The 25,791-nt window shown below is 62.8% G+C and carries 21 protein-coding genes, 2 pseudogenes and 1 riboswitch; of the genes and pseudogenes, 14 read left to right on the top strand and 9 right to left on the bottom strand.

Annotated features, from left to right (window positions below; genetic code table 11):
• Window positions 1-34: 34 nt before the first annotated feature.
• Entirely contained in the window at window positions 35-2,290 is a 2,256-nt protein-coding gene (locus ACOGXC_RS11900) for a UvrD-helicase domain-containing protein (protein WP_419918397.1), read from the top strand.
• An 86-nt stretch (window positions 2,291-2,376) separates the two neighbouring features.
• Here ACOGXC_RS11900 and ACOGXC_RS11895 read toward each other — a convergent pair whose 3' ends face one another.
• Window positions 2,377-2,853, bottom strand: a complete 477-nt coding sequence (locus tag ACOGXC_RS11895) for a hypothetical protein (RefSeq protein ID WP_419918396.1) — start codon at window positions 2,851-2,853, stop codon at window positions 2,377-2,379.
• Window positions 2,854-2,978: 125 nt separating this feature from the next.
• On the opposite strand from ACOGXC_RS11895, the gene sucC reads away from it, so the two are divergent.
• Both sucC and sucD read left to right on the top strand, forming a co-directional pair.
• Window positions 2,979-4,124, top strand: coding sequence for an ADP-forming succinate--CoA ligase subunit beta (gene sucC / locus ACOGXC_RS11890; RefSeq protein WP_419918395.1), 1,146 nt, complete (start codon window positions 2,979-2,981; stop codon window positions 4,122-4,124).
• Window positions 4,121-5,005 (top strand): succinate--CoA ligase subunit alpha, encoded by an 885-nt coding sequence (gene sucD, locus ACOGXC_RS11885; RefSeq protein WP_419918394.1) that lies wholly within the window; start codon window positions 4,121-4,123, stop codon window positions 5,003-5,005. The genes sucC and sucD overlap by 4 nt, the downstream gene beginning before the upstream one ends.
• Here sucD and ACOGXC_RS11880 read toward each other — a convergent pair.
• From ACOGXC_RS11880 to ACOGXC_RS11865, 4 genes and pseudogenes are all read right to left on the bottom strand, one after another.
• On the bottom strand, window positions 4,992-5,690 hold the full coding sequence (locus tag ACOGXC_RS11880; RefSeq protein ID WP_419920076.1) for a HEPN domain-containing protein: 699 nt from the start codon (window positions 5,688-5,690) through the stop codon (window positions 4,992-4,994). The genes sucD and ACOGXC_RS11880 overlap by 14 nt on opposite strands.
• Window positions 5,691-5,726: 36 nt before the next feature.
• Window positions 5,727-5,849, bottom strand: a pseudogene (locus tag ACOGXC_RS11875) (hypothetical protein); the annotation flags it as partial.
• 21 nt (window positions 5,850-5,870) lie between these two features.
• Window positions 5,871-6,845: an IS30 family transposase gene (locus ACOGXC_RS11870; protein WP_419918168.1), complete on the bottom strand. Its 975-nt coding sequence runs from the start codon at window positions 6,843-6,845 to the stop codon at window positions 5,871-5,873.
• 110 nt (window positions 6,846-6,955) lie between these two features.
• Window positions 6,956-7,081 (bottom strand): annotated as a pseudogene (locus ACOGXC_RS11865) (hypothetical protein); the annotation flags it as partial.
• Window positions 7,082-7,216: 135 nt separating this feature from the next.
• Here ACOGXC_RS11865 and purN point away from each other — a divergent pair.
• Both purN and purH read left to right on the top strand, forming a co-directional pair.
• Window positions 7,217-7,780, top strand: a complete 564-nt coding sequence (gene purN / locus ACOGXC_RS11860) for a phosphoribosylglycinamide formyltransferase (protein WP_419920075.1) — start codon at window positions 7,217-7,219, stop codon at window positions 7,778-7,780.
• On the top strand, window positions 7,777-9,396 hold the full coding sequence (gene purH / locus ACOGXC_RS11855) for a bifunctional phosphoribosylaminoimidazolecarboxamide formyltransferase/IMP cyclohydrolase (protein ID WP_419918393.1): 1,620 nt from the start codon (window positions 7,777-7,779) through the stop codon (window positions 9,394-9,396). Before purN ends, purH begins: the two co-directional genes overlap by 4 nt.
• Window positions 9,397-9,430: 34 nt before the next feature.
• Here the strand turns inward: purH and ACOGXC_RS11850 are convergent, their stop codons facing one another.
• Window positions 9,431-10,288, bottom strand: a complete 858-nt coding sequence (locus ACOGXC_RS11850) for a methylenetetrahydrofolate reductase (RefSeq protein ID WP_419918392.1) — start codon at window positions 10,286-10,288, stop codon at window positions 9,431-9,433.
• Between the two features lie 137 nt (window positions 10,289-10,425).
• Between ACOGXC_RS11850 and icd the strand changes: the two genes are divergently transcribed.
• Window positions 10,426-11,622, top strand: coding sequence for an NADP-dependent isocitrate dehydrogenase (icd, locus tag ACOGXC_RS11845; RefSeq protein WP_419918391.1), 1,197 nt, complete (start codon window positions 10,426-10,428; stop codon window positions 11,620-11,622).
• A gap of 10 nt (window positions 11,623-11,632) precedes the next feature.
• Window positions 11,633-12,616 (top strand): malate dehydrogenase, encoded by a 984-nt coding sequence (locus tag ACOGXC_RS11840; RefSeq protein ID WP_419918390.1) that lies wholly within the window; start codon window positions 11,633-11,635, stop codon window positions 12,614-12,616.
• Here the strand turns inward: ACOGXC_RS11840 and ACOGXC_RS11835 are convergent.
• A complete protein-coding gene (locus ACOGXC_RS11835; RefSeq protein WP_419918389.1) occupies window positions 12,613-12,798 on the bottom strand; it encodes a hypothetical protein in 186 nt (61 codons plus the stop codon). The two genes, ACOGXC_RS11840 and ACOGXC_RS11835, sit on opposite strands and share 4 nt — an antisense overlap.
• A 194-nt stretch (window positions 12,799-12,992) precedes the next feature.
• A riboswitch (adenosylcobalamin (AdoCbl) riboswitch) is annotated at window positions 12,993-13,134 on the top strand.
• 52 nt (window positions 13,135-13,186) lie between these two features.
• Between ACOGXC_RS11835 and ACOGXC_RS11830 the strand changes: the two genes are divergently transcribed.
• The 4 genes from ACOGXC_RS11830 to cobO all read left to right on the top strand — a co-directional run bounded on the left by ACOGXC_RS11830 (window position 13,187) and on the right by cobO (window position 16,873).
• Complete coding sequence (locus tag ACOGXC_RS11830) at window positions 13,187-14,185, top strand: ABC transporter substrate-binding protein (RefSeq protein WP_419918388.1); 999 nt, start codon at window positions 13,187-13,189, stop codon at window positions 14,183-14,185.
• Between the two features lie 6 nt (window positions 14,186-14,191).
• Window positions 14,192-15,367 (top strand): FecCD family ABC transporter permease, encoded by a 1,176-nt coding sequence (locus tag ACOGXC_RS11825; RefSeq protein WP_419918387.1) that lies wholly within the window; start codon window positions 14,192-14,194, stop codon window positions 15,365-15,367.
• Window positions 15,368-15,422: 55 nt separating this feature from the next.
• Window positions 15,423-16,223, top strand: coding sequence for an ABC transporter ATP-binding protein (locus ACOGXC_RS11820; protein WP_419918386.1), 801 nt, complete (start codon window positions 15,423-15,425; stop codon window positions 16,221-16,223).
• A 74-nt stretch (window positions 16,224-16,297) separates the two neighbouring features.
• Window positions 16,298-16,873 (top strand): cob(I)yrinic acid a,c-diamide adenosyltransferase, encoded by a 576-nt coding sequence (gene cobO / locus ACOGXC_RS11815; RefSeq protein WP_419918385.1) that lies wholly within the window; start codon window positions 16,298-16,300, stop codon window positions 16,871-16,873.
• A 34-nt stretch (window positions 16,874-16,907) separates the two neighbouring features.
• Here the strand turns inward: cobO and ACOGXC_RS11810 are convergent, their stop codons facing one another.
• Window positions 16,908-18,167 carry a DUF222 domain-containing protein gene (locus tag ACOGXC_RS11810; protein WP_419918384.1) on the bottom strand — a complete coding sequence of 420 codons (1,260 nt, stop codon included), beginning with the start codon at window positions 18,165-18,167 and terminating at the stop codon, window positions 16,908-16,910.
• Window positions 18,168-18,787: 620 nt separating this feature from the next.
• Here ACOGXC_RS11810 and ACOGXC_RS11805 point away from each other — a divergent pair.
• Together ACOGXC_RS11805 and ACOGXC_RS11800 are read left to right on the top strand one after the other, a co-directional pair.
• On the top strand, window positions 18,788-19,321 hold the full coding sequence (locus ACOGXC_RS11805; RefSeq protein ID WP_419918383.1) for a transposase: 534 nt from the start codon (window positions 18,788-18,790) through the stop codon (window positions 19,319-19,321).
• A complete protein-coding gene (locus ACOGXC_RS11800; protein WP_419920102.1) occupies window positions 19,224-19,619 on the top strand; it encodes a hypothetical protein in 396 nt (131 codons plus the stop codon). Before ACOGXC_RS11805 ends, ACOGXC_RS11800 begins: the two co-directional genes overlap by 98 nt.
• An 81-nt stretch (window positions 19,620-19,700) precedes the next feature.
• Here ACOGXC_RS11800 and ACOGXC_RS11795 read toward each other — a convergent pair whose 3' ends face one another.
• A complete protein-coding gene (locus ACOGXC_RS11795) occupies window positions 19,701-20,072 on the bottom strand; it encodes an SCP2 sterol-binding domain-containing protein (protein ID WP_419918382.1) in 372 nt (123 codons plus the stop codon).
• A gap of 297 nt (window positions 20,073-20,369) precedes the next feature.
• On the opposite strand from ACOGXC_RS11795, the gene ACOGXC_RS11790 reads away from it, so the two are divergent.
• Complete coding sequence (locus tag ACOGXC_RS11790; RefSeq protein ID WP_419918381.1) at window positions 20,370-25,685, top strand: fibronectin type III domain-containing protein; 5,316 nt, start codon at window positions 20,370-20,372, stop codon at window positions 25,683-25,685.
• Window positions 25,686-25,791 lie beyond the last annotated feature (106 nt).

Below are 25,791 nucleotides of genomic sequence, written 5' to 3'. Positions count from 1 at the left end.
TCAAACTGTCCGGGGGTGTAGGTAGGGTGGCCGGATGGCATCGCTCGCGCTCACCGAGGGGTTGAACCCGGCCCAGGCCGACGCGGTCACCCATCCGGGAGGGCCGGTTCTGGTGATTGCGGGAGCCGGCTCGGGCAAGACGCGCGTGCTCACCCACCGGATAGCCCATCTCATCCAGAACCAGGATGTTTCCCCGTTCGACATCCTGGCCATCACCTTCACCAACAAGGCGGCCCAGGAAATGATGCACCGGCTGGGGGCCCTGATCGGTCCGGTGGCCGAGAAGATGTGGGTGAGCACCTTCCATGCGGCGTGCGCCCGCATCCTGCGCTACGAGTCCGGGTCCGATGTTGTTGATTACCCTTCCGAGTTCACCATCTATGACCATGCCGACGCGGTGAGGCTCACCGGCTACATCTGCCGGGACTTCGACCTCGATCCCCAAAAGATTCCGCCCCGGTCGGTTCATGCCGCCATCAGCGCAGCCAAGAACGAGATGATCGACGCGACCCAGTACAAGGACCGGGCCTCCAACATCTACGAGCGCCGCATCGCCGAGATATACGAGGAGTACCAGAAACGCCTCCGCCGGGACGGGGCCATGGACTTCGACGACCTTCTGTTGGAGGCGGTGAGGCTGTTCCAGCGCCACCCCGCCGTTCTGGAGCGCTACCGGCACCGATTCCAGCACGTGCTGGTGGACGAGTACCAGGACACCAACCGGGTGCAGAACGAGCTGGTGCTGCTGCTGGGTCAAAAGCATCGCAACGTGTTCGTGGTGGGTGACGCCGACCAGTCGGTTTACCGGTTCCGGGGGGCCGATATCGGCAACATCAACGATTTCGAGCGGGCCTTCGAGGACACCACCTTGATTCTGCTGGAGCAGAACTATCGTTCCACCGAGAAAATCTTGAAGGCAGCCAACGCGGTGATCGCCAACAACGGGCATCGTAAGCCCAAGAACCTCTGGACAGACCGGTCCGGTGGCGAGCCCATCGTTCGCTATTGCGCCTCCGACGAGTACGATGAGGCCCGCTGGGTGGTGCGAGAAGCGTACCGGCTCCATGACGACGAGCAGCACCGCTGGGATGAGATGGCGGTGTTCTACCGCACGAACGCCCAGAGCCGGGTGGTTGAGGAGTTGCTGGCGGAGGCCACCATCCCTTACCAACTCATCGGTGGAACCCGCTTCTACGACCGTCAGGAGATCAAGGATGCTTTGGCCTACCTTCGGGTGACGGTCAACCCCGCCGACGCGGTCAGCTTGCGGCGGGTGCTGAACACCCCCAAACGGGGCGTGGGCGACGGATCGGTGGCCAAGCTTCTGGCCTGGGCCCTAACCCATGGTCTGACGCTGATGGACACCTTGAGGTACGCCCCGGAGGCCGGAGTGAGCGGAAAGGCGCTGAGCGGTATTGAAGCATTCCTGAAGGTGATCGACAAGGGTAGCGACTTGCTTGGCGGCGGCCCCGCCCCGGTGCTGGAGTACTTGCTGGAGGCCAGCGGCTACATGGCTTGGTTGGAAGCCGAAGCTGAGGCTGAGGCCGAGGTCGGCGTGCAGGCTCGGGGGAGGCTGGATAACCTCTACGAGCTGATCAGCGTGGCTGCGGAGAATGAACACGCGAGTGATTTTCTGGAGAAGGTCAGCCTGGTGTCCGATACCGACAACCTGGTCGAAGACTCCATGTTCACGCTGATGACCTTGCACTCGGCCAAGGGCCTGGAGTACCCGGTGGTGTTCCTGATCGGCATGGAGGACGGCATATTCCCCCACTTCCGATCCATGACCGAGCCCGTTGAGCTGGAGGAGGAGCGCCGCTTGGCCTACGTGGGCATCACCCGGGCCCAGCAGCGGCTGTACTTGACCCACGCCTGGTCGCGGCACGTCCACGGCACCAAGGTGTACAACGCTCCCTCACGGTTCCTGGAGGAGATCCCCGAAGAACTGGTGAAGACCCTGGGCAGCAGCCGGAGACGCTCGGACCGGTTCCGCTCGGACAGGTTTGACTCGGACGGGTTCCGCTCCAGCCGCAGCACCGACCGCACCGGGGGCTCGTTCGCGGGGCGGGAGCGCATGGTGGAGGCGGCCCGCACGGCCCGTACTCCCGTCGAGGCCGACCCCAACCCCGTCCCGGTGATGGTGGGTGACGATGTGAACCACGCCACCTTCGGACTCGGGGTGGTGATCGGTGTGAAGGGGAAGGGGAGCGATGCCGAGATCACCGTCAACTTCACCACCGCCGGCACCCGGGTTCTGGTCGCCGCCTACGCCCGCCTCGAAAAAGTGTGATTCTCAACGGCTCGCACTAGCCGGCTGGTCCGCATTTCCTGGCGAGGCTCAACCGGGCCGGCTGGTCCGCGCCGGCCAGTTCAGGTTCAGCGGTCGCCGTCGTTGGCGTTCACGTCCACGATGAGGTCGCCGTTGCCGTCCACCCACACCCCGAACTGGGTCAGCCCCTCACCGGTGGCGGGGTAGATCAGCGATGGGTCGCAGGTGTCGATGAACAACCGCCGGTCGCCGTCCCAGTCCACCACGCAACCCTTGCCCGCCCCGGGGGACTGGACATCGAAGGCGAACCACCCCTTGTCGGACTCCTGGCCCATGTGGTTTATCCAGATGCTGCGGCCCCGGCTCAAAGGGGCCCAGGGCACCGGTCCCCGCTCGGCGATCTCGGCGGACAGATCCTGAGCGTCACCGGCGTTGAAGTCGTCGTCGCCCAACTTGACCTCGATACGGTCCGACCCGGCCAGCGACACCACCGCGAACACCAACCCCACTCCCAGCCCGATGCTCAGGATGGAATAGGTCGCGGCCCGTAACGGGGTGATCCTGGGACCAGATGCAACCGGCACGTGTCCTTCCCTCGGTTCGCTCCAACAGTCGGCTTTGCCCCTAGTATCGCGGCGAGGAGCCGGCAGAACGAACCGGTGCCGTATTCCCACCGCATACATGGCCATAGCGCCGTATTGGGGAGCCAGTGGACTTATTCGAATATCAGGGAAAACAGTTCTTCGCGTCATACGGCATGCCGGTCTCGCCCGGCGAGGTGGCCATGACGGTTGAGGATGCAGTAGCCGCGGCCGAGCGGCTGGAGCCCCCGGTGATGGTCAAGGCCCAGGTTCACACCGGCGGCCGGGGCAAGGCCGGGGGGGTCAAGTTCGCCGCCGACATCGATGCCGTTCGTGCTCATGCCACCGCCATCCTGGGGCTCGACATCCGGGGTCACGTAGTGAGGCATTTGTGGATCGAGAAGGCCTCCGACATTGCCGAGGAGTACTACGCCAGCTTCACCCTCGACCGGTCGGCCAAAAAGCACCTGGGGATGCTGTCGGCCGAGGGTGGGGTGGAGATCGAGACGGTGGCCGAGGAGAATCCCGATGCCATCGCCAAGATATGGGTGAACCCGGTGGAGGGCCTCACCGAGGATCGGTGCCGCCAGTGGGTTCTGGCCGCCCGGCTCGCCCCCGAGGTCACCGACCAGACGGTGGAACTGCTGCTCAAGTTGTATCGGGCCTACACCGATGGCGATGCCGACCTGGTGGAGATCAACCCTCTGATCGTGACCCCCGAGGGCCGAGTCCACGTGCTCGATGCCAAGGTCACCCTCGACGGTAATGCGGGCTTTCGCCACGACCTGGCTCCGTTCGATGCCACCCAGCCCCGGGACGAGCGGGAGGCTGCCGCCCACGCCCGGGGCCTCCAGTACGTTGGGCTGGAGGGCTCGGTGGGGGTCATCGCCAACGGTGCCGGTCTGGCCATGAGCACGGTGGATGTGGTCAACCAGGTGGGGGGTAGCCCGGCCAACTTTCTCGACATCGGGGGCGGGGCCAACGCCGATGTGATGGCCGGAGCCCTGGAGGTCATCAACAACGACCCCAGCGTGCAGTCCATCTTCATCAATATCTTCGGGGGCATAACCCGCGGTGAGGAGGTGGCCAACGGCATCATCGAGGCCATGGCCCGGGTGAACATCAGCTCACCGATCGTCATCCGCCTGGACGGCACCAACGCCGATGAGGGCCGTGCGCTACTGGTGCCCCACCTCGACGACCGGCTCATCATGGCCCCCACCATGTTGGAAGCAGCCCGAAAAGCGGTTGCTCTCGCGGAGGAAGGGTCATGAGCATATTCATCGACGAGAACACCCGGGTTGTCTACCAGGGGCTCACCGGAAGTCAGGGCCGGTACTACGGCTTGCTGAACCGGGACTACGGCACCCAGGTGGTGGCCGGCACCAACCCTCGCAAGGCGGGTACCGATGTGGACGGCGTGCCCATATTCGCCACCGTGGCCGAAGCGGTGGAAGCCACCGTGGCCGATACCTCCTGCGTGTTCATCCCCGCTGCCGGGGTGCGAAGCGCGGTGTTGGAGGCCGCCGAGGGTGGGGTGAAGCTGATCGTGGTCATCACCGAGGGCGTGCCCATGCACGATGAGGCCCACTTCTACAACCAGCTCAGGGCCGATTACCCCGATGTGCGGCTTCTGGGCCCCAACTGCCCCGGCCTCATCAGCCCCGGCAAGGCCAACATAGGCATCACCGCCGGACACATAGCCAAGGAGGGCGGTCCGGTGGGCATCGTGAGCCGTTCCGGCACCCTCACCTATCAGGCACTGTACGAGCTCAAGCAGAAGGACATCGGCTGCACCACCTGCGTGGGCATCGGCGGCGACCCGGTGCCGGGCACGTCGTTCATCGACTGCCTGGCCGCTTTCGAGGAGGACCCCGAAACCCAGGCGGTAATGATGATCGGTGAGATCGGGGGATCGGCCGAGGAGGAGGCCGCCGAGTTCATCGCCGCCAACGTGTCCAAACCGGTGGTCGCCTACATAGCCGGGCTCACCGCCCCACCGGGCAAGAAGATGGGCCACGCCGGAGCCATAGTGTCGGGAGGCAAGGGAACCGCCCAGGCCAAGATGGAGGCTCTTGCTGCCGCCGGTGTCCTCGTCGGCCAAAGCCCCAGCGAAGCCGGCGATCTAATGGCCAAGGTGGTCACCACCCTTTGAAGGGCATGGCGGCACCGCCGCTGAACAAATCCAAAGCGCTAAAACGTTTATCCAAGTCCATCAAGTCTTTTCTCAAGCCATCTGTGAACCTGGATGTACCGTAGTGTTTTTCGTACTCTTCAACACAAAAAGGTAATATTACTGTTATAGTGTGATAATATCGTTCAATGTTTTCAACTACTTCCATTTCTGATAGCTCTAATTTTTCCCAAGCATCAATATAGGTTCCAGCTTGCCTCCAATCCCCAACATCCTTCCACTCTTGTTCAGTCAATAACTGCGAAATTTGGCTCGATATAAAATCGGGTAATAATGCTATCAAATCCAGTGTAGAATGGGTTTTGGGCACATGACGGTCTTCCAAAGCTACCAAAACTTTCAACGAGTGTTCAATGCACAACGATGCTGCTGCGGCTGCATCCCGTAGTCGCTCTATCCGCTTTTCGCTTAATCTCCATTCGCGTTGCTCTTCGTCTTTTTCCAACATAGCATCACGCTCAAAGGGAGAAATAGGGATCGCCCTATCTATGTTGCCGATGGCTTTTTTGCAGTCTTGCAAACGCCGAGCAGTTTCTTCTTTGTTGCTCATGGGTAATCCTATTTTGGTTTTACGAATATGCTGGTAAGGGGTGTGCTGGCGGGCCAAGACTATGCATTCATCAAGTATCCCGTGCTCGAAACTCACGGTGACCTCAGATGACCGCAATTTCCATTCGGCCCAGTCGGTCACCCACACGTCCACCGCTCGTCCCGCGATGGTTCGGGCGACGCTGGAGAGGTCGTGGCGGTAAGTGCTGCGCCGGGTGTAGTCCATGTCCGGGTAGATCACCACCAGGTCGATGTCACTGTCAGGGGTGGGTAGGCTCTATTGGTGATCGCGACAGAGTTTAGTGTAGATGGTTTGGGCGGGTTGCCATTGGTGGATTCTGCGGGGCATGGTGTTGATGAGGTCTTCGATGATGGCGAGGCGTACCGGGCCGATGTTGAGGTTGGTGCTTTTGGGTAGCCAGCGTCTGAGTGTGGCGTTGTTTTGTTCGTTGGTGGGTCGTTGCCAGGGGGATCGGGGTTCGCAGAAATAGACCTGTATGTTGAGGGTTTTTTCGATGTCGGCCCATTTGGCCATTTCTGTTCCTTGGTCCCAGGTCAGGGTTTTGACCATTTCGGCGGGTTGGCGTTTGAGTGCGGCGGTGACGGCTTTGGCGGTGTTTCGGGCGTCGTAACCATCACATAAAGGCACTACCAGGGTGTGGCGGCTGGTGCGCTCCACCAGGGTGGCTACGGCTGATTGGTTGTTCGCACCGATTATCAGATCACCTTCCCAGTGGCCCGCCTCGGCTCGGGTGTCGACTATTGCGGGGCGCTGCGCTATGGGCCGGAAATCACCCAGCACGGAGCGTTTCGCCTGCTCACAACGGCTTCGGGGTTTGCGCCGCCGGCGACGGCGCACCAGCAGTTTCCAGCTATCGGCTGCTAGGCCGCTGCGTCCGCTGGGGTCGTAACACGCCCGGTAGATGGTTTCTGCGCACACCCGCAGCCCTTGTTTGCGGAGAGATTCTGAGATCGCATGAGGGGACCAACGAAGCGCCAACAACTCGGCCACCGCGTCGGCCAACACCGGATCTGTGGCCAACTTGGATGGGCGAGGCCTCAAAGCCCGCACATCGGCAACGGCTTGGGCCGCATCGGCCCGATACACCGAACCACCCCCGTTGCGCCGCAACTCCCGCCACACCGCGGAGCGGCTCCTGCCCAACCGGCGGGCCATCTCAGCTGTCCCCACCCCCATCCCAACCATAGTCTCGATGCGGGCACGCTCGCCCGCACACAACCTCTGTGCCATACTGGAACACCTCCACCGGTGATTCGCCAATGTTTCTGATCGACCATCATGGCCGACCTGTCGCGATCACCGGTGGAGCCTTCCGTGGCATCACCGCGTGCCACCGACCCGAACACTGCTACCTCGGCCACATCGTGCTCGGCTACGAACACATCTGCTACGCGCTGCGCAACCTCCAGACCGGGAGCAGCCGTAGGTGCTGCGGTCAGGGTGCCTCCCGTCGCCGTCACGTTCATACCGTACATCATCGCCGTTCGGGTCGGCTTTCAGAGGGGGTGATCCGGCTGGGTGGGAGAGGCTTGCGGGTGGTGGGTTGGGTTGGCGCAGGGGCTGATGACGACGACGGAGCAGGCGGTGGTAGGCTGGGGGTGATGCGACTGGCGGTGCTGGCGTCGGGGAGCGGGACGATTCTGGATGCCATGGCCGCCGGGGGGCTACCCATCTCACTGGTGCTGGTGGACCGACCCTGCCAGGCCGAAGAGGTAGCCGCCGGACACGGGCTGCCCTGCGAGCTGGTGCAACGGCTGAGCTTCGGTGCGGACTTCGACCGAGCCGGCTATTCGCGGCGGGTCGCCGAACGCTTGCAAGCAGCCGGCATCGAGTTGGTGGCCATGGCCGGGTTCGGAACGGTACTGGAGCAACCGGTATTCGATGCTTACGCCGGCCGTATCCTCAACACTCATCCTTCGCTGCTGCCCGCCTTTCCCGGCTGGCACGCGGTGGCGGATGCCTTGGAATACGGAGTGAAGGTGACCGGCTGCACCGTGCACGTGGCCACCCTGGAGCCCGATGCCGGGCCGATCCTGTCCCAACGACCGGTCGAGGTGAAGCCCGATGACACCGAAGCCACCCTGCACGAGCGCATCAAGGCGGTGGAGCGCCACATGTATATATGCACCATTCGTGAGGTGCTCGATAGGGGGCGTGTCTTGTGAGCAGCAGCAAAAGTGCCGGGAAAGACATCGGCACGCCCCGAGCGCTGGTATCGGTTTACGACAAGACCGGGGTGATCGAGTTGGCGCAGCGGCTGGTGGCCCTGGGGTGGAGCATCATATCCAGCGGGGGGACCGCCGCCGCGCTGGCCGGTGCCCGGATCCCGGTCATTCCGGTGGAGCGGATCACCGGTGCGCCGGAGATGCTGGGAGGGCGGGTCAAGACCATCCATCCCCTCATCCACGGTGCCCTGCTGGCGGACACCACCGACCCCAGCCACGTGAACGACCTGGTGGAGCGGGGTATCGTGCCCATCGATCTGGTGGTGTGCAACCTGTACCCGTTTAGCTCCGATCCCTCGGTGGAGCTGATCGACATCGGCGGCCCGGCCATGGTGCGGGCTGCGGCCAAGAACCACCAGCGGGTTGGTGTGGTGGTTCGACCCGCCGACTACCCGGATGTGCTCGATGAACTGGAGGCCGACGGTGGGCTGTCGGATCCCACCCGGCGGCAACTGGCCCGGGCCGCTTTCGCCCACACCGCCGAGTACGACACCGCCATCGCCGGCTGGCTCGGTTCACCGGACGGCCCCGCCCCCGATTCCGAGGCCACCTCCGCCCCCGATTCCGAGGCCACCTCCGCCCCCGCTCCTGATCCCGCCCCCGAGGCTGGGGATCGGCTCCCGTCCAACGTTGCTTTGACCCTGGAACGCCGAGAGGTTCTGCGCTACGGCGAGAACCCCCATCAACAGGGTGCCCGCTACCGTATCGCCGGCCGGCCGAGCTGGTGGGAGCAGACCGATCAGCTTCAGGGCAAGGCCATGTCGTATCTCAACGTCTTCGATGCCGATGCCGCCTGGAGGCTGGTTCACGACCTGGGCGACCACCCGGCGGCCGCGGTTATCAAGCACGCCAACCCGTGCGGTGTGGCCATTGCCGATGAAATCGCCGATGCCTACCGGCGGGCCCACCAGTGCGACCCGGTTTCGGCGTTCGGCGGGATCGTGGCTGTCAACCGTCGAGTCACAGTGGAGATGGTGGAAGCCATGGCCGATGTGTTCACCGAAGTGCTCATTGCCCCCGATTATCAAGAGGCGGCCCTGGTGCTGCTCGGGCGCAAGAAGAATCTGCGAGTGCTCCGGGCACCGCGGCCGGAGTCCGGCGATCTGGAGATTCGTACCGCCGGCGGTACCGCTCTGGTTCAGACCCCCGACACGGTGACCATGGACCGCTCGGCGTGGCGGGTGGTCACCGAACGATCTCCCACCGACGATCAGTGGAACGATTTGGAACTGGCCTGGCCGGTGGCGGCTCGGGTTGGATCCAACTGCATCGTGCTGGTCAAGAACCGCCAGGCGGTGGGCATTGGTGCCGGCCAGCAGAATCGCCGGGATGCCGGTCGCATTGCGGCCCAAAAGGCTGCCGGCCGGGCCGGGGGTGGGGCTTGTGCCAGCGATGCCTTCTTCCCGTTCCGGGACGGCCTGGATGCCGCGGCCGAGGCCGGCTGCGCGGCTGTCATCCAGCCCGGAGGCTCAGTGCGCGACCAGGAGGTGATCGACGCCGCCAACGAGCACGACATGGCCATGGTGTTCACCGGGGAGCGTCATTTTCGCCATTGATAGTTGTGAGCGTTGAGGTGATGCCCGGGGAGCGTCATTTTCGCCATTGAGGGCTGAGCGATGCGGCGATCAGCATCGATGCCTCGGAGCGGTTGAGGGTGTAGAGGTGGATGCCGGGAGCGCCGGCGTCGAGCAGGGACTGGGCCAACTCGGTGGCGGCTTCGGCGGCCGCGATTGTTCTGTCGGGGCCGGACAACCCCTCCAGGCGGGTGAACAGGTTTTCGGGCACCGTCGAGCCGTTCATGCCGGCGTACCGGCGGACGTTTCTGGGCCAGATAACCGGCATCACGCCGGGGATGATCGGGCGGTGGCACCCCAGGTCGGCCAGTTCCTCCACTAGACGGGTGTAGTCGGCGAGGTCGAAGAAGAACTGGGTGATGGCGAAGTCGGCCCGGTTCAACTTGGTGGCCAGAAACCGCCGGTCGGATTCCCGGTCGGGTGAGCGAGGGTGGCTCTCGGGGTGGGCGGCCACTCCCACGCTGAATCCGGCGGGATGGGCTCGGACCATCTCAACCAGTTCGGAGGCGTAGCGGAAGTCGCTGCTGATGGTCGCCCCGCCGGGGGGGTCACCGGCCAGGGCCAGTATGTTGACCACGCCGGCGGCCGCGTAGTCGTCCAGCAGGGCCGCGATTTCTCCCCGAGTGTGGCCGACACACGTCAGATGGGCCATGGCCGGGAAGGGTCGGTCACCGCAGATGTCGATCACGATGTCCCTGGTCCGGTCGTGACCGTTACCACCCGCCCCGCAGGTTATGGATACGAACGAGGGGGTCAGCCCGCTCAGCGTGTCCAGCGTTTCGGCCAACTGCTCTCGAGCATTCCCATCACCAGGGGGGAAGAACTCGAACGACAAAGTCGGCCGGGTGCCCAGCAGATCCACAACTCGACTCACTCCCCGCCAGCGTATGATCCGGTACCCGATCACCCGGCATTGTTCGCCGTTACCCCAGAACCGTCACCATCACTTGTTGCCTGCACTTGTTGCCTGGCTTCGTTGGGTGTTGAGGCTCGTCGGTATGCTCGCCCGGTATGGGAGACAAGATCACAATCGGTGGCGACGGTGTCCTCAAAGTCTCCGACAACCCCGTTATTCCGTTCATCGAGGGTGACGGAACCGGAGTGGACATCTGGCCGGCGGCCAGAACCGTGCTGGACGCCGCCGCCGCCAAGCACGGGCGTACCATCGAGTGGGTCGAGGTTCTGGCCGGGGAAAAGGCGTTCAACGAGACCGGCGACTGGCTCCCCCAGGACACCATCGAGAAGTTCACCGAGTATCTCATCGGCATCAAGGGCCCGTTGACCACCCCGGTGGGGGGCGGTTTCCGCAGCCTCAACGTGTCGATCCGCCAGATCATGGATCTGTACGTGTGCCTGCGCCCGGTGCGCTGGTTCACCAACGTGCCCTCACCGGTGAAGAACCCCGAGTTGGTGGACATGGTGATCTTCCGGGAGAACACCGAGGACATCTATGCCGGCCTCGAGGTGGAGGCCATGAGCCCCGAGGCGGCCAAGATTCGCGAGCTGCTCCATGACGCCATGGGCTGGAACATTGCCCCCGATTCCGGCATCGGCATCAAGCCGGTGTCCAAGTCGGGTTCGCAGCGCCTCCAGCGGGCCGCCCTCAACTACGCGGTGAAGCGGAACCGCAAGCGGGTCCACTGGGTTCACAAGGGCAACATCATGAAGTTCACCGAGGGGGCTTTCCGCGGTTGGGGCTACGAGCTGGTCCGGGAGGAGTTCTCCGATGTGGCCGTGGGCTGGGACGATTGCGGTGGTGATGCCGGTGACAGGATCCTGGTGCAGGACACCATTGCCGACATTGCCCTTCAGCAGGTGCTCACCCGCCCCGCCGAGTTCGATGTGATCGCCACCATGAACCTCAACGGCGACTATCTGTCGGATGCGCTGGCGGCCCAGGTGGGGGGCATCGGCATCGCTCCGGGGGCCAACATCAACTACGTCACCGGCCACGGGGTGTTCGAAGCCACCCACGGCACCGCTCCCAAGTACGCCGGCCAGGACAAGGTGAACCCGTCCTCGGTGCTCCTGTCGGGCGTGCTGATGTTCGAGCACCTGGGTTGGGATGCCGCCGCTGCCGACATCATCAACGCGGTGGAGGCCACCATCGGCGACAAGATCGTAACCTACGACTTCGCCCGCCTCATGGAGGGGGCAACCGAGGTGAAGTGCTCGGAGTTCGCTTCGGCCATCGTGGACCGCCTCTAGGAGCCGGCAAGTGAGTCCGGTTCGAGTAGCCGTAACAGGAGCGGCAGGGCAGATCGGCTACAACCTGCTGTTTCGCATCGCCTCCGGGCAGATGCTTGGCCCCGACGTGCAGGTGATGCTTCATATGCTGGAGATCCCCCCGGCCATGGGTGCTCTGACCGGGGTGGCCATGGAACTGGATGATTGCGCCTTCCCGCTGCTGGCCGGCAAGGTCTGCACCGACGATCCCTACGAGGCCTTCGAGGGTGTGGACTACGCTCTGCTGGTGGGGTCGCGGCCCCGCAGCAAGGGTATGGAGCGCCGCGACCTGCTGGAGGCCAACGGGGCCATCTTCACCACCCAGGGCAGGGCGCTGGCTGCCGGAGCGTCCGGCGATGTTCGAGTGCTGGTGGTGGGAAACCCGGCCAATACCAACTGCCTGATTGCCATGAACAACGCCGCCGGTATTCCCGCTGAGCGGTTCACCGCCATGACCCGCCTCGACCACAACCGGGCGGTGGCTCAACTGTCGGCCAAGCTGGGGGTGACCGTGATGGAGGTGAGCCGGATGACCATCTGGGGCAACCACTCGGCCACCCAGTATCCCGACCTGTTCAACTGCCGGGTGAGTGGTCGATCAGCCGCCGAGGCCGTCGACGACCAAACCTGGATGGTGGATGAGTTCATACCAGCAGTGCAGCAGCGGGGGGCGGCCATCATCGAGGCTCGGGGCCTGTCGAGTGCAGCCTCTGCGGCCAACGCGGCCATTGACCACGTTCACGACTGGGTGCATGGCACTGCCGAGGGTGACTGGGTAAGCATGGCGGTGCCTTCCGACGGCAGCTACGGGGTGCCCGAGGGGCTGATCTCGTCGTTTCCCTGCATCACGGCTGGTGGGGAGTGGTCGATAGTGGGGGGCCTGGAGTTGAACGAGTTCTCCCGGTCCCGGTTGGAGACCACGGTGGCCGAACTGGTCGAGGAGCGCGACACGGTGGCCGATCTGGGCCTGATCTAGCGGGGCCCATCCAGCAGAAACTCATTGATGACCGCCAACGCCTCCTCAGAGTCGCCGGCATCCAGGTGATCAAGGGCTATCGCAACTGCAAGCTTGATGGATGCGGTTGCTTCGGGATGCCGCTGGATGGCTTCGAGGACTTCTCGGGTGTTCTTGAGATCTGTTTTTTCTTTTGCGGTCATCGGGAGTCGCGCAATTTCAGGTTGGCCAGCCTGGATTTCGAAGACCCCCCATCAGCCTGGCCCACAAGGCCACCGATGAAGTCAGCGGCTGACCAGGTGTCGCCCATGTACGGTTCCCTTCGTCTTGGGTTGTGACCCTACCCGTCTCTTACTGGTCGATCAACCCCCTGGTTGTTTATTTCTGGTGGGGTCGCTTATGCTGCTGGTCGGCGCGAGGACGAAGTCCGGTTGCATTCCGGCACTGCCCCGCAACGGTGAACTGGCATCATGGCCAGCAAGTCCGGTCGAGCTTTGCGCCGAAACGAGCCATAAGCCCCGAGGGTGGGTTGGTTTGAGGGCAGGCTCCCTGCCGTTCGAGCTTCCGTTCCTCGATTCGAAGGAGAGTCAAATGCCCGGTTTCCGTTCCCGCCTGCTTGCGGTAGCCCTTTTGCTCGTTGCCGTGGTTGGCGCAGCTTGCGGCGATGGTGGCGATGACCGCGTGGCTGAGAGCACTGGTGTTGCTGAGAGCACCGGTATTGTCGAAGAGCCTGGTGTTGCTGAGAGCACCGGTATTGTCGAAGAGCCTGGTGTTGCTGAGAGCACCGGTATTGTCGAAGAGCCTGAGGTGGCTGAACCTGAGCGCCCGCAACGGATCGTGTCGCTGTCGCCCACCGCTACCGAGATGCTGTTCGCCATCGGTGCGGGCGAGCAGGTGGTGGCGGTGGAGGAGTTCTCCAACTACCCGCCCGGGGCCCCGGTTACCGACCTGTCGGGGTGGAATCCCAACGTGGAGGCGGTGCTCTCCTACGAACCCGATCTGGTGGTGATATCCAACGATGCCAACGATCTGGTAGCCGGGTTGAACGCGGCCGGGGTGGCCTTACATCTGAGCCCGGCACCTATGAACCTGGAAGCCTGGTATGGGACTTTTGCCGAGTTGGGTATCGCCACTGGACGGGTGGACGAGGCCGCCGATCTGGTGGCTCGCTTGCGGCGCGAGATCTCCGCAGCACTGGAGGCAGCCCCCGATGCGCCGGTGCGGGTGTACCACGAAATCGACCAAACCTACTTCTCAGCCAGCTCGGCCAGCTTCATCGGCGCGGTTTACTCCGCCATGGGGGCAACCAACATTGCAGACCAGGCCGATGGTGATGGCTCCGGCTACCCCCAACTCACCGAGGAATACATAGTGGAAGCCGACCCGGAGCTGATCGTCATAACCGACCAGGTGAGCTACACCGCCGCTGACCTGGCGGCCCGGCCCGGCTGGGGAGAGGTTGCGGCGGTGCGCAACGGCAATATCGTTACGGTCAACGCCGACATCGCATCTCGCTGGGGGCCGCGGCTGCCCCGGTTCATTGCCGCGATAGCCGAAGCCCTGCAATCAGTGGTCGAGCCGGTCTCGTAAGCTCGCATGAGCAAGTTCATGACCGGCCCACCCATTCCGGCATCCGCCGTGCCCGACCCGGATATTGCCCATAGGAGGATTGAGCCCGACTCCGATATTGCCCATAGGAAGGTTGAGCCCGACCCGGAGGCCACCCCCCGGGCGATACAGCGAGCATTCGGAGTGCCGCTTGTGGCTTCGGTAGTCGGGCTGGCTGTGCTGGTGGCGGTGGGGCTGTTGAGCGCCACCAGCGGGGCAGCCGGGTTGCCGGTCGGGGGGGTGCTGGCGGCGCTGGCCGATTGGGTGCCCCTGCTGGGAGTGGAGTCCTCGCTCTCGGCCTCCCAGGAGAGCATCCTGTTCGAGATAAGGCTCCCGAGGCTGGTGCTGGGAATGCTGGTGGGAGGGGCTTTGGGCATGGCCGGCGCTTCCTTCCAGGGCGTGTTCCAGAACCCGCTGGCCGACCCCTACCTGCTGGGAGTGTCGGCGGGGGCCGGTTTCGGAGCGGTGCTGGCCCTGGGTTTCGGCCTCGACTTGAGCTGGGGCCCGTTCGACACGGTGCCGGCAGCCGCTTTCGTGGGGGCGCTGGTGGCGGTGGGAATATCCTTGGTCATCGCCCGCGGTGGCGGTAGTTCGCCGGCCACACTGCTGCTGGGCGGGGTGGCCGTGGCCGCCATGTTCTCGGCCGCGCAGACCTACGCCATCCAGCGATTGAACGAGAACCGGGCCCGAGAGGTGCTGTCGTGGCTTTTCGGGCAGTTGAACACCAGCGGGTGGAAGCAGGTTGGGCTTCTGGCCACCTACGCCGGGGTGTGCGGGACAGCACTGTACATCCACCGCCGGCACCTGGATGTGCTGCGGGTGGGTGATGAGGAGGCCCGGTCGCTGGGGCTGGACCCCGCCCGGTCCCGGCTGGTGTTCATTGTTTCCGCCTCGTTGCTCACCGCGGCCGCGGTGTCCGTGAGCGGTTTGATCGCCTTCGTTGGCCTGGTGGTGCCCCACGTTGTCCGCCTGCTGGTAAGCCACAGTTACCGGGTTATCGTGCCGCTCTCGGCGCTGGTGGGGGCCGCGTTCTTGGCCTTCGTGGATATTGGGGCCCGCACCCTTTTGGCCCCATCGGAGCTTCCGGTAGGGGTGATCACCGCTATGGTCGGAGCTCCTTGCTTCGCTTTCGTGCTGTGGAGGAACCGTTGGGGCGCAGTATGAGCGTTGCGGGCGATTATCTCGGTGATGGCCGGTGGAGGAACCGTTGGGGCGCAGTATGAGCGTTGCTGCCGAAGCCGTGGCGCTTTCCTGCCGCGGCATCAGGGTGTCCTACCACCGCAGCGAGGTGGTCTGCGGGGTGGATCTCGACCTTCTGGCCGGCGAATGGCTGGGGCTCATAGGCCCCAACGGGGCGGGCAAGTCAACGCTTTTGCGGTCCATGGCGGGGCTCACCGCTTGCAGGGGCACGGTGTCCCTTCAGGGGGGGCGCGGGTTATCGGCGGCCGGAGTCGCCCTGGTGCCGCAGTCGCCGGTTCTGCCCCGGGGCATGACCGTGGCCGAGTACGTGCTCCTGGGCCGTACCGCTCATCTGGGGTGGCTGGCGCGGGACTCGCAGGCCGATCGCCGGGTGGTGTCGTCGGTTCTTCACCGCCTCTCGCTCTGGCATTTTGCCGATCGCCTGGTTTCCACGCTGTCGGGTGGGGAGGCTCAGCAAGTGGTGGTGGCCAGGGCGCTGGCTCAAAAGGCTCCGGTACTCCTGTTGGATGAGCCCACCAGCGCTCTGGATATGGGTCACCAGGTGTCGGTGCTCGAGTTGGTGGACGATCTGCGTCGCACAGAAGGGCTCAGCGTGGTTGCCGCCATGCACGACTTGAGCACCGCGGCCCGGTTTGCCGACCGGCTCGCTCTCATTCACGAGGGGCGGATCGTTACCCAGGGTACCCCGGATGTGGTTCTGGAGTCCGACCTTTTGTCAGCGATCTACGCCACTCCGCTTGAGGTTCACGATATTGGCGGGGAGTTGGTGGTGCTGCCGCTACCCCGCCGCCGAACCCAACCCCCGAAGGAGGCTCGGTGAGTACAGAATCCATCCCGCAGGAAGAAGGAGGCTCGATGAGCACACATTCCGTCCCCCAGGAAGAAGGAGGCTCGATGAGCACACATTCCAACCCCCAGGAAGAGCGCCCGTATGACCTATCGGGTATGTGCCGGGCATCCTCGCTGGTTCTGGTCAACACTGGTGACGGCAAGGGCAAGTCCACCGCGGCGTTCGGCACCATCTTGAGGGCGGTGTCCCAGAACTGGCCGGTTGCCGTGGTGCAGTACCTCAAGAGTGGCGACTGGAACACCGGTGAGGAGAAGGTGTGCCGAGAGCTGGGGGTGAAGTGGTTCTCGGCCGGTGACGGGTTCACCTGGGACTCCGAGAACCTGGACGAAACCCGGGCCAAAGCGGTGGCGGCATGGGATTTCTCGGCTCAACTCATCGCCGGGGGCGAATATCGCCTCGTGGTGCTGGACGAGATCAGCTACGCCATGACGTGGGATTGGATAGATGCCTCCGAGGTGGCGGCGGCGTTGAAGGCGAGACCCGAGAGCGTGAGCGTGATCCTGACCGGCCGGGACATGGCTGAAGAGGTGATCGAAGCGGCCGACACCGTGACGGAGATGGTGAAGGTGAAGCACGCTTTCGACAGCAAGATCCTGGCCAAAAAGGGTCTGGACTATTAGAGCGCGCGCGGATAGGTGACCATCCAACCCCCCCTTAGGTTTGGAGTATGGGGTTGTGTTGGTTGGGTTGGTGGGTGGTTGTTGCGGTGTTGGGGAATGGGTCGGGTGGGGGTTTGAGGTAGTGTCGGCCTTGGTGGTTTTGGTGGACTTGCCAGTTGGTGTCGTGGGTGAGGTGGTGGCAGCCGGGGCATAGTTGGACGAGGTTGTTGATGTTGGTTTCGCCACCGTTGGCCCAATGGTGGATGTGGTGGGCTTCGCAGCGTTCCGATGGGGTGTTGCAGCCGATGCAGCCGCCGTCTCGGGCGGCGAGCATGAGTTTTTGGTTCAGCGATGCTGATCGTTTCGAGCGGCCCAGCCACAGTGGTAGGCCTTTGGTGTCCACGAACGCGGTGTACACTTCGACGTTTTCCAGGATTCCCTCCAGCAGCTCCGGGGGTACGGGTTGGCCGTCGTCGAGGCGAGGCGCTCCCAACTCACCGGTAGTGGTGTTGTAGTCGCTGATAACCATGAGATTCGCCGGCGCTGCTCGTTGCGTAGCGTCGCGGGTGATCATCTGCACCAGGGCATCGGCGTTGCGTTGCAGGTAGGTGATTTTGCTGTTGGGGGACTCCTCACGGCGGAACGCTTCCGCCATCTTCGCCCACACCATGCTCACCCGCCGCCCTGCCATGTAATCGAGGTGGGCATACAGTTTCCACGACCCGTCGGGTTCCTGGGTCATCATCGCCCGCCGATCCTGGCGCTGCTGCTGGTACTTGCTGTAGTCACGATCTTCAACCGGGGTGTGGCGCAGCGCGTACCTGGACAGCAAATCCGAAGGCACAACCCGAGCAGACCCCAAAATTTCTTCCTCACCCCGGTAATCGGGTTTCCCAGCCACCCGGTTGATGACCCGAGCGTGACCGGAGTTGATCTCACCGCCGATCAACGCTTCCAGGGTGGAGGGAAAGTTTTCCGCCAAAGACACCGCTGTTTTCACTTCACCCGAAGCGCGACCCGCCGATTCCAACACCCGTTCCCTCAACACCGCGGCTGTTTCGCGATTACTGCTCCGGCGGGCTCTCTCCGCCAACACCTCAGCCAAACAACCCTCAATCCTGGACCTGGCCTTACCAAGCTCCTCAATACGATCATCCAACTCACCCAAAGACAGGCCGCCCATATCCTGGTGGGCAACACAAACAACAAACCCTCCATCAGAAGCCAAAACAGCCTCAGCCACAACCCCGGTCCGGTCACCCCCAACCGGGTTTTCCTCAACAACTAAATTGGTATCCATATCGCTGAGCTCCATGCCAACACCGTACCATCCACCTGTGACACATACCCCTGAGCCACGACAAACCGAACCCCACCCAACCCATCTGTACTCATTTTAAAGCTGGTACCCCGCTGGTTCATAGCGGTCGTCGGGTGATGAGTAGTTCTGATATGTGGGCATGGTGCGTGTTGCGCATCACGACTTCAACGGCATGGTATCTGTGTTCTTTGATGAGTTCTACTATTTCTGGTGAGCGGTCGTAAGTCATCAGGAAGTCCGCGGTAGTCTCGGCCAGAATCTTAAATAGCCGCCGGTGTTCGATTTGATGATGAGCATAAAGTCGGTTGCCAGCTCTTTTGCCTCCCACTGTGTAAGGGGGATCTATGAAAGCCACGACATCGGGGATTCCGACCGCTACTTCCAGTAGTCCGAGGCCGTCGGTTTCGCAGAACATGATTCGTGCTTTATGGGCCTCGATGTTCTGCAAACGTTGGATAATGGTATCGGGGTACCAGCGGGAGGACGGGCCTTTGTTGTTCTCCCCCGACTTAGAGCGCGCGCAGATAGGTGGCCATCCACCTGTCGTTGTGTTGGTCCGGCTTTGATGTCGGGTAGTTATTCAACGACAACGACATGGTGGAGGTGTTGTGATCATGGGTGCTTTGGATCCGCGGGTGGTGGATGCTGTGTGGGCGGCGGTGGAGCCGCTTGTGCCGGTGCGGGGGGAGGTGTTTCATCCGTTGGGTTGTCACCGGCCGAGGATCCCTGACCGTGACGTGTTTGAGGGGATCTTGTTGCGGTTGGTGACCGGTTGTTGTTGGGATGTGGTGGGCCGGTTGGGCAAAGGCGGTGAAACGGTGTTGCGCACCCGGTTCAATGAGTGGAACGCCCAGGGTGTGTTCGAAGGTGTCGTCACCGAAGCCATAGAGGGCTACGACCGCGTTGTGGGCATCGATTTGTCCGAAGCATCGGTGGGCACCTCGACCCACAAAGCACCCTGCGGTGGGGAGGGAACGGGTAAAAGCCCTGTTGACAGGGGCAAATCCGGGTGGAAATGGTCGCTTCTGGCGCACCGTAACAGCTATCCCAGTGGGTTGGGCCGCTGGGGCCGCGAACCGTCACGACCAGCAACTGTTCGCTCCCACTTTGGCGGCCACAGCACAACGCGGTCTACACCTAGACATTGAGACCCTGCACCTAGATCGCGGCTATACCGGTGAGCCCGTCCGCCGAACCTGCTGGAGCTACGGAATCGAAGACATCGTCTGCGCTCCCAAACGAGCACCCGCCACCACCCCCCAAGAACCCAAACCCATACCCCTGGGGAAACGCTGGACCATAGAACCCTGGCTATCCAACTTCGGACAACTACGCCGCAACACCGACCGCAACACCAAAGCACGCCTCGGCCAACTCGCACTCGCCATCACCCTCATCATCACCATCAAACTCACCAAACAAGCCACCAAACCCAACCCCACCTAACCTATCTGCGCGCGCTTAGCCCTCCCGCAGCTACTCCCTTGGATGGTGCCGGCAGCGGGGGCGAGAAAGTGTTGAGCCGGTTCAGTCCCAGATGGTGCGGGACCGCAAGTCGGCGAACACGTCATCGGCAGTGGCCAGAATATGGTGGTTGGCCACCAGGGCCTTGGGGTCGCCCTCGAAAGCGGTCTGCCCGTTCAGCACCGCCTCCTCGGCCGAGAACTCCCCCCGGGCAATGGCTGCGGCAGTGGAGCGGCTCTGGCTGAACACCACCGTGGGGTTATCGGCCGGGCCCGGGCGCACGCAGGCACCATTAGCGTCGAACAGCATGTGAAGAACCGTCCCATCGACACGTTGTTCCACGGCAAACCGTTTGCCGCCCGTGGTGCGCAGCCCCGATGCTCGCAGCGCGGCATCGGCCTGGCGGATCCACTCCTTGCTCAAGTATGTCGGCACCAAGAATGATGCTATCCATCAAGCTGGTGTCACAACACGCCCCCTGGAGTTGGCATCACCGATAAGGGGGGCATCGGCAAGCTCAACCGGTGGACTTTGCCCTGGTCACGGTGAGTTTGTGGGAGTGCTTGACGGGGGGGGGGGTGTGGTTATAGTGGGGGTTATGTTGAGTTTTTTGCGGGTTGGTTTGGGTTCTAACCGGGGGGGGGGGGGGGTAGACATCTAGCGCTACCCTGGTTTGTTGGACCCCTAATTCTGTTGGGGTTGTTGGGGTCGGTGTTGGTTTGGGTGGGGGGTGTGGGTGCGCAGCCGAATTTTCCGTCGTCGCCCCAGGTGGTGGTGTTGGGTGGCGGGCAGGTGCGGGTGTCGTGGGGGGTGCCGGATACGGGTGCTGCGGGTATTTCGCATTACGAGTACACGTTTTCGCGCTCCACCAATGGGGGGACCACATGGGTTCCGCCGGAGGAGAGCGTGGTGGATCGTTCGGGGAACGCGCCCACTTCGGGGGATCGTAGTGGGGTTGTGTGGAGGACGGTGCCCGGTGGTGCTGTTGCTCGGTCGGTGGTGGTGTCGGGTTTGACGGTTGGTAGCAGGTACCGGTTCTGGGTGCGGGCGGTGAGTTCTGCGGGTTCGGGCAGGATTAGGCATGTGGGTTCGGACGGTGATGGGTATCTGATTTCTAGTGTTCCGCCGGCACCGGCGGGTTTGCAGGCGGTTCCCGGAAACTCCCAGGTGAAGTTGAAGTGGACCAAGGCTGCCGGTGAGGTTGCGGGGTCGGGATTCACCGATATTTTGCGGTACGAGTACGCGATCAAACAGGGTGATGGGCAGTGGTCGGGATGGTCGGTGATGGCCGATGATGGTAACGCTGCTAAGGATCGTGAATCGTTCGTGGTCAAGGGGTTGGTTAACGATGTCGGGTATTCGTTTAGGGTGCGGGCGGTTAACAAGCATGGTGCTGGTGCCACCGGTGAGGTGGGGCCGGTGGTGGTGGGTGGAGTGCCGGGTGCTCCCCGTAACTTCGTGGTAACACCGGGTGACAAATCAGCGTTGCTGTCGTGGGCTGTGCCGGGGGTGGTGTCTTCGCCGGTTACCGGTTGGGAGGTTCGGTGGGCTCGGGCTTATACGGAGTTGCCGCGAGCGGGTTGGCATCGGGTTCCTGGAGGGGCTGGGGCCAGGTCTTACAATGTGAGTGGTTTGGATAATTTTGTGGGTGGTGCTACTACCGGGAGGTATGTGTTTGAGGTGCGGGCTGTTAACGCGTTGGGTGCGGGTACACCGGCGCGTTCTGGGAGGGTGTGGCCGGGCCCAGTGTTGGGAGCGCCTCCTGATTTTCAGGTGAGATCGGTGTCGTTGTCTTCGGTGACGTTGGAGTGGTCCCGGCCGGCTGGTATTCAAAGTCGTGAGACTTTTAGGCGTTATGAGTATTCGGTGCGCGCTGGTGATGATGATTGGGGTGGTTGGGTGGCGATACCGGGTGAATACAACACTGGAGAGTATGAGGTTCCGGGTTTGACGGCGGGTGTGGGTTATCGGTTCCGCCTGCGGGCGGTGAACCAAGTTGGTGCCGGTGAGGTGGCAGAAACGGCGGAGGTTGTTTATCCGGGTACGGTGCCGGCAGCACCGGTGGTGACCGCGGAGGCGGTGTCGGATTACACGATAGGGTTGCATCAGGTGGTTTTGTCGTGGACGGTGGATGATGGTGGTTCCCCGATAACGAAGTGGCAGTTCGCGCGCAAGGAAGATGCGGGTGAGTTAGCGACGTTGGCTTCTGAGGATTGGAAGGATTTGTGTGACAACACTGCGGGAGCGGATCCTACCTGCGCTGGATTACGGTCAAAAACCTTGCCCGAGGGACGGACCAGCAATAATCTTGGTGGTACTCTTTGTATTGGTAACTGTAATCCGGGTTTCGCTGTGGGGGATCATTATTTCTTGGTACGGGCACATAACGCGTTGGGTGAGGGTTTGGTGTCGGGTGTTGTCAGGGTGAATTTTCCCAAGGAGGTTCCCAACAAGCCGCAGAACTTCTTTTTGATGGGTTACACATCCGATCCTCGCACAGACGGTGCTAAGCCTCATATTGATATTACTTTACGTCCTTTGAATGGTGGTACGAGTTTGCGGAATGAGTGGTCGTGGAAGGTTGGCGACGCGCCGTGGACTGGGTGGACAACTCAAGAGGGTAGTTTGTTTAGAGCCACTGAGCGTTTTGATGAGATAACTTTCCGGGTTGGTGAAACTTACACAATGCGTTGGCGGAATGTGACTGATATAGGTCCAGGTTATGCAGGCGAGTTTGGGCCGTTCATTTTCGGGGCTCCGTCCTTGCCTGGCGGCAATGGAGGAATAAGTAGCCCCAAGGTGCGTCCCGAAGTGTTGGCGGTGCCGGGTAATGGCCAGGTGAGGTTGAACATTGTCAAACCCAGCGAAGAACAGCGCACCGGTGCCAACGGTTCTACCTACAACGTGATTGTTTATAGTAATGCTTTTACTGACCCTAACGGTACCTATGCTGATACGGTTTGGGAGTATTCGTATCGTCCGATTGAAGGCCAGTGGTCACCGTGGGCGGTAGCTAATATTGGTGAGAGGTTCGCTGGTCGGAAGGAGGGCAGTACCGCTGTGACTACTGATGGGATTACGGTGTCGGGTTTGCGCAACGGGGTGGCCTATGAGTTCCGGGTTAGGGGGGTGAACCGGCACGGTACCACCATGTTGCCCGGTGTGGTGTTGTATTCCAACGGTGCTGGTTTGACAACTAAAGCTGCCGATACCTTCCCCGATAAGGTGGTGATACCGGGTGTGAACCCCCCGGCCCCGGCAGGGTTAACCGCGACTGGTGGTGATGGTCAGGTGGCGTTGTCGTGGACCTCGGCGGGTTCTGGGGGTCCGCCGATCACCAAGTGGCAGTACCGTTACCAATCCGCTCCCGCTGCTGCTACGAGCGTTACTTGGTCTGCTTGGGCTGATACCACCGACGTTACCGGCGGTAGTCCCAGCGTTACTCAGTCCAAGGCTTGGACTAATGTTGCGGGTTCGGGGCCGTCGACGACCTCGGCTGTGGTGAGTGGTTTGACCAATGGCACTTTGTATCGGTTCCAGGTGCGGGCGGTGAACGCGCTGGCTGATTGGGTGCCCTCGGGTCAGTTGGCCGCGGGTGCTGGTGATGGTGCGGCGGCGCAGTCGTTGGAAGTTGTCCCGGGTCGGGTGCCCCAAGCACCCCGCCAGGTCACCGCAACCGCAGGTGATGGTGAGGTGAAGATCACTGTGGTGGCCCCGCTTCGGGGTGCTTCTGCGGGGGATGTGAAGTGGACATCGGTTTTGGGTTACGACGTTCGGGTGCGCCGCACCGGTAGCAACACTTTTGATGCGTGGCAGGCGTTGGGTACCCCGATTCCGCAGCCGCAGAACCCGTCACCGGCCACCGCCACACCCAGACATCCGGCTGAGTCGGTTGGTGTGCCGGTGCGGGGTTTGGTCAATGGGGTGGGCTATGAGTTCGAGGTGCGGGCGGTGAACCGGTTCGGCGCCGGCCCCGCCGCAGGCGTGGTTGGTCCGGTGACACCGACCGGTGCGCCCGCAGCCGGCACATTGCAAGCCACCGCCGGTGATGGGCAGGCCACGCTGGTATGGACACCGGCGAGCACGGGGGGTTCCACGGTTTCGGGTTGGCAGTATCGTATGAAAACTGCTGGTGGGGGTTACGGTTCGTGGACGGCGGTCACCGGTGGGGCGGCGGCTCGTAGTTTGGTGGTGGATGGTTTGGCCAATGGGCGGGCCTACACCTTCCAAGTAAGGGCGGTGACCACCGATACCGAGGTGATCGGCACTGCGTTCGAGTCCGATCCGGTCACCCCCTCCGCGGTGCCCCCCGCCCCGACGGTGACCGCCACCGCTGGTGACATGATGGTCACTTTGGGTTGGACCGCTGGTGTTAGCGGGGCGGTGGGTGAATCGTCGTGGGCCGCCCCCGTTACGGGGTGGCAGTACCGGGCTAAACCCGCCGATGGTGATTACGGCACTTGGGTTGATGTGGCTGCTGCTACCACTACTAGCGACATCGGTGATTTGATGAACGGCACTGCTTACATGTTTGAGGTCAGGGCTCAGAACAAGATGGGCCCCGGCACCGCCACCACCGTCACCGCGACCCCCGCCACCGTGCCCGCCGCCCCGACTGTGACAGCTACTGCTGGTGATGAGATGGTCACGGTGAGCTGGACACCGGGTGCCGATGGTGGGTCTGCGGTGACGGGTTGGCAGGTGCGCACCGGCGATGGCCAATGGCAGGACCACCCTGCTGATACCACTTCGGTGCCGGTGCAGAACCTGGTCAACGGCACCACCTACACCTTCGGGGTTAGAGCCCGAAACGCTATGCAAAACACTATGGGTGCCGGCGCTGTTGGGGTTGATACCGCGACCCCTGCCACGGTCCCTGCTGCGCCGACGGTTACCGCCACACCCGGTGACAGCAGGGTCACGTTGTCGTGGATGCCCGGTACCGATGGTGGGTCTGTGGTGACGGGTTGGCATTTGCGGGTTGATGATGGCCAGTGGCAGGACTTGTTTGGCATGGGTTTGGGCGCTGATGCCACGTCGGTACCGGTACCCAACCTGACTAATGGCACCAGCTACACGTTCCACATACGAGCCCAGAACGCGATGGGTGCTGGTGCTGTGGCCTCTGTTACGGCGACACCAGCCACGACACCCGAAGCTCCCACCATCACCGCGACGGCTACCGATGGCACCATCACCGTCACCTGGATGGCGAGTGCCGATGGGGGATCAGCGGTGACGGGTTGGCAGTGGCGTACCCGCATCGGGAGTGCCGGTTTCGGTGAGTGGGCCGATGTTGGTGCAGCCACCATGAGTACGGTTATATCCGGGGTTGATACCGGTACCGGTCCGGTGGCCTATGTGTTTGAGGTGCGAGCCGTCAACGCCGTCGGTGCTGGTCCAGCGGGTACCTCGTCCACCGTCACCTCCGGCGATGATGCTCCTGGTGGTGATAGCCCCAGTGATCAGGTTTATTACTCCGGTCCGGTTACCGGTCCGAGTTTTTGTGCGGAGTTCTCGTTGGGTGGGGCTCGCTTGTTCGCTTTGGACAGCGATGGTGATGGGGTGGCCGATATTTGTTCGCTGCCCTACACCCGTCGTGAGGCCATAGCTCGGCAAAACGCGGTGATCACTTTGGCGAATCGATACCCGGATTTGTACCGCCGGCTCGTCAACGCCGAGTGCGCCAACCAGCCCGGCAGCGAGGCTTGCGGCGGCGACACCCTGGCCGCACCCGGGTTCCCGCCGCCCAACGATGGGGGCCCCTACTACTCGGGCACCATCACCGGCCCCTCCTGGTGTGCCAACCGTTCTTTGGGTGGGCCCACTACCTACCCCCTGGACAGCGATGGTGATGGTGTGGCCGACGTCTGCTCACTCCCGTATACCCGCCGTGAGGCCATAGCCCGCCAAAAAGCCGGCGACACCCTCGCCGCCACCTACCGCGACGAGTACAGGGCCGCGCTGGCTGAGGAGTGCCGCCGCCTGGGTCGCGGCAGCTATGGCGACAGTGTTGCTGATTTGAACAACGACATCTGCAACAACTAACCCACCCCACCCAATTTCTCCCCGCCGGGGTGTCCCCCACCACCCTGGGTCAACCCCGGCGGGGATCCCCCACCACCCTGGGTCAACTTTGGTAGAGCTGGCCCAC

It is taken from the genome of Candidatus Poriferisocius sp. (genome assembly GCF_965202595.1).
Lineage (GTDB): Bacteria > Actinomycetota > Acidimicrobiia > Acidimicrobiales > Bin134 > Poriferisocius.
Note: the sequence above shows the minus strand (reverse complement) of the source record. Positions and strands in the feature narration are given on the sequence as shown.

Excerpts from the sequence above, each read along its gene's own strand:
- ACOGXC_RS11825 (WP_419918387.1), top strand. The coding sequence starts at position 14,192 with ATGAGCAAGTTCATGACCGGCCCACCCATTCCGGCATCCGCCGTGCCC.
- icd (WP_419918391.1), top strand. The coding sequence starts at position 10,426 with ATGGGAGACAAGATCACAATCGGTGGCGACGGTGTCCTCAAAGTCTCC.
- ACOGXC_RS11870 (WP_419918168.1), bottom strand. The coding sequence starts at position 6,845 with ATGGCACAGAGGTTGTGTGCGGGCGAGCGTGCCCGCATCGAGACTATG.
- ACOGXC_RS11830 (WP_419918388.1), top strand. The coding sequence starts at position 13,187 with ATGCCCGGTTTCCGTTCCCGCCTGCTTGCGGTAGCCCTTTTGCTCGTT.
- ACOGXC_RS11810 (WP_419918384.1), bottom strand. The coding sequence starts at position 18,167 with ATGGAGCTCAGCGATATGGATACCAATTTAGTTGTTGAGGAAAACCCG.
- ACOGXC_RS11900 (WP_419918397.1), top strand. The coding sequence starts at position 35 with ATGGCATCGCTCGCGCTCACCGAGGGGTTGAACCCGGCCCAGGCCGAC.
- ACOGXC_RS11835 (WP_419918389.1), bottom strand. The coding sequence starts at position 12,798 with ATGACCGCAAAAGAAAAAACAGATCTCAAGAACACCCGAGAAGTCCTC.
- sucD (WP_419918394.1), top strand. The coding sequence starts at position 4,121 with ATGAGCATATTCATCGACGAGAACACCCGGGTTGTCTACCAGGGGCTC.
- cobO (WP_419918385.1), top strand. The coding sequence starts at position 16,298 with ATGAGCACACATTCCAACCCCCAGGAAGAGCGCCCGTATGACCTATCG.
- ACOGXC_RS11805 (WP_419918383.1), top strand. The coding sequence starts at position 18,788 with ATGGGTGCTTTGGATCCGCGGGTGGTGGATGCTGTGTGGGCGGCGGTG.
- ACOGXC_RS11820 (WP_419918386.1), top strand. The coding sequence starts at position 15,423 with ATGAGCGTTGCTGCCGAAGCCGTGGCGCTTTCCTGCCGCGGCATCAGG.
- purN (WP_419920075.1), top strand. The coding sequence starts at position 7,217 with ATGCGACTGGCGGTGCTGGCGTCGGGGAGCGGGACGATTCTGGATGCC.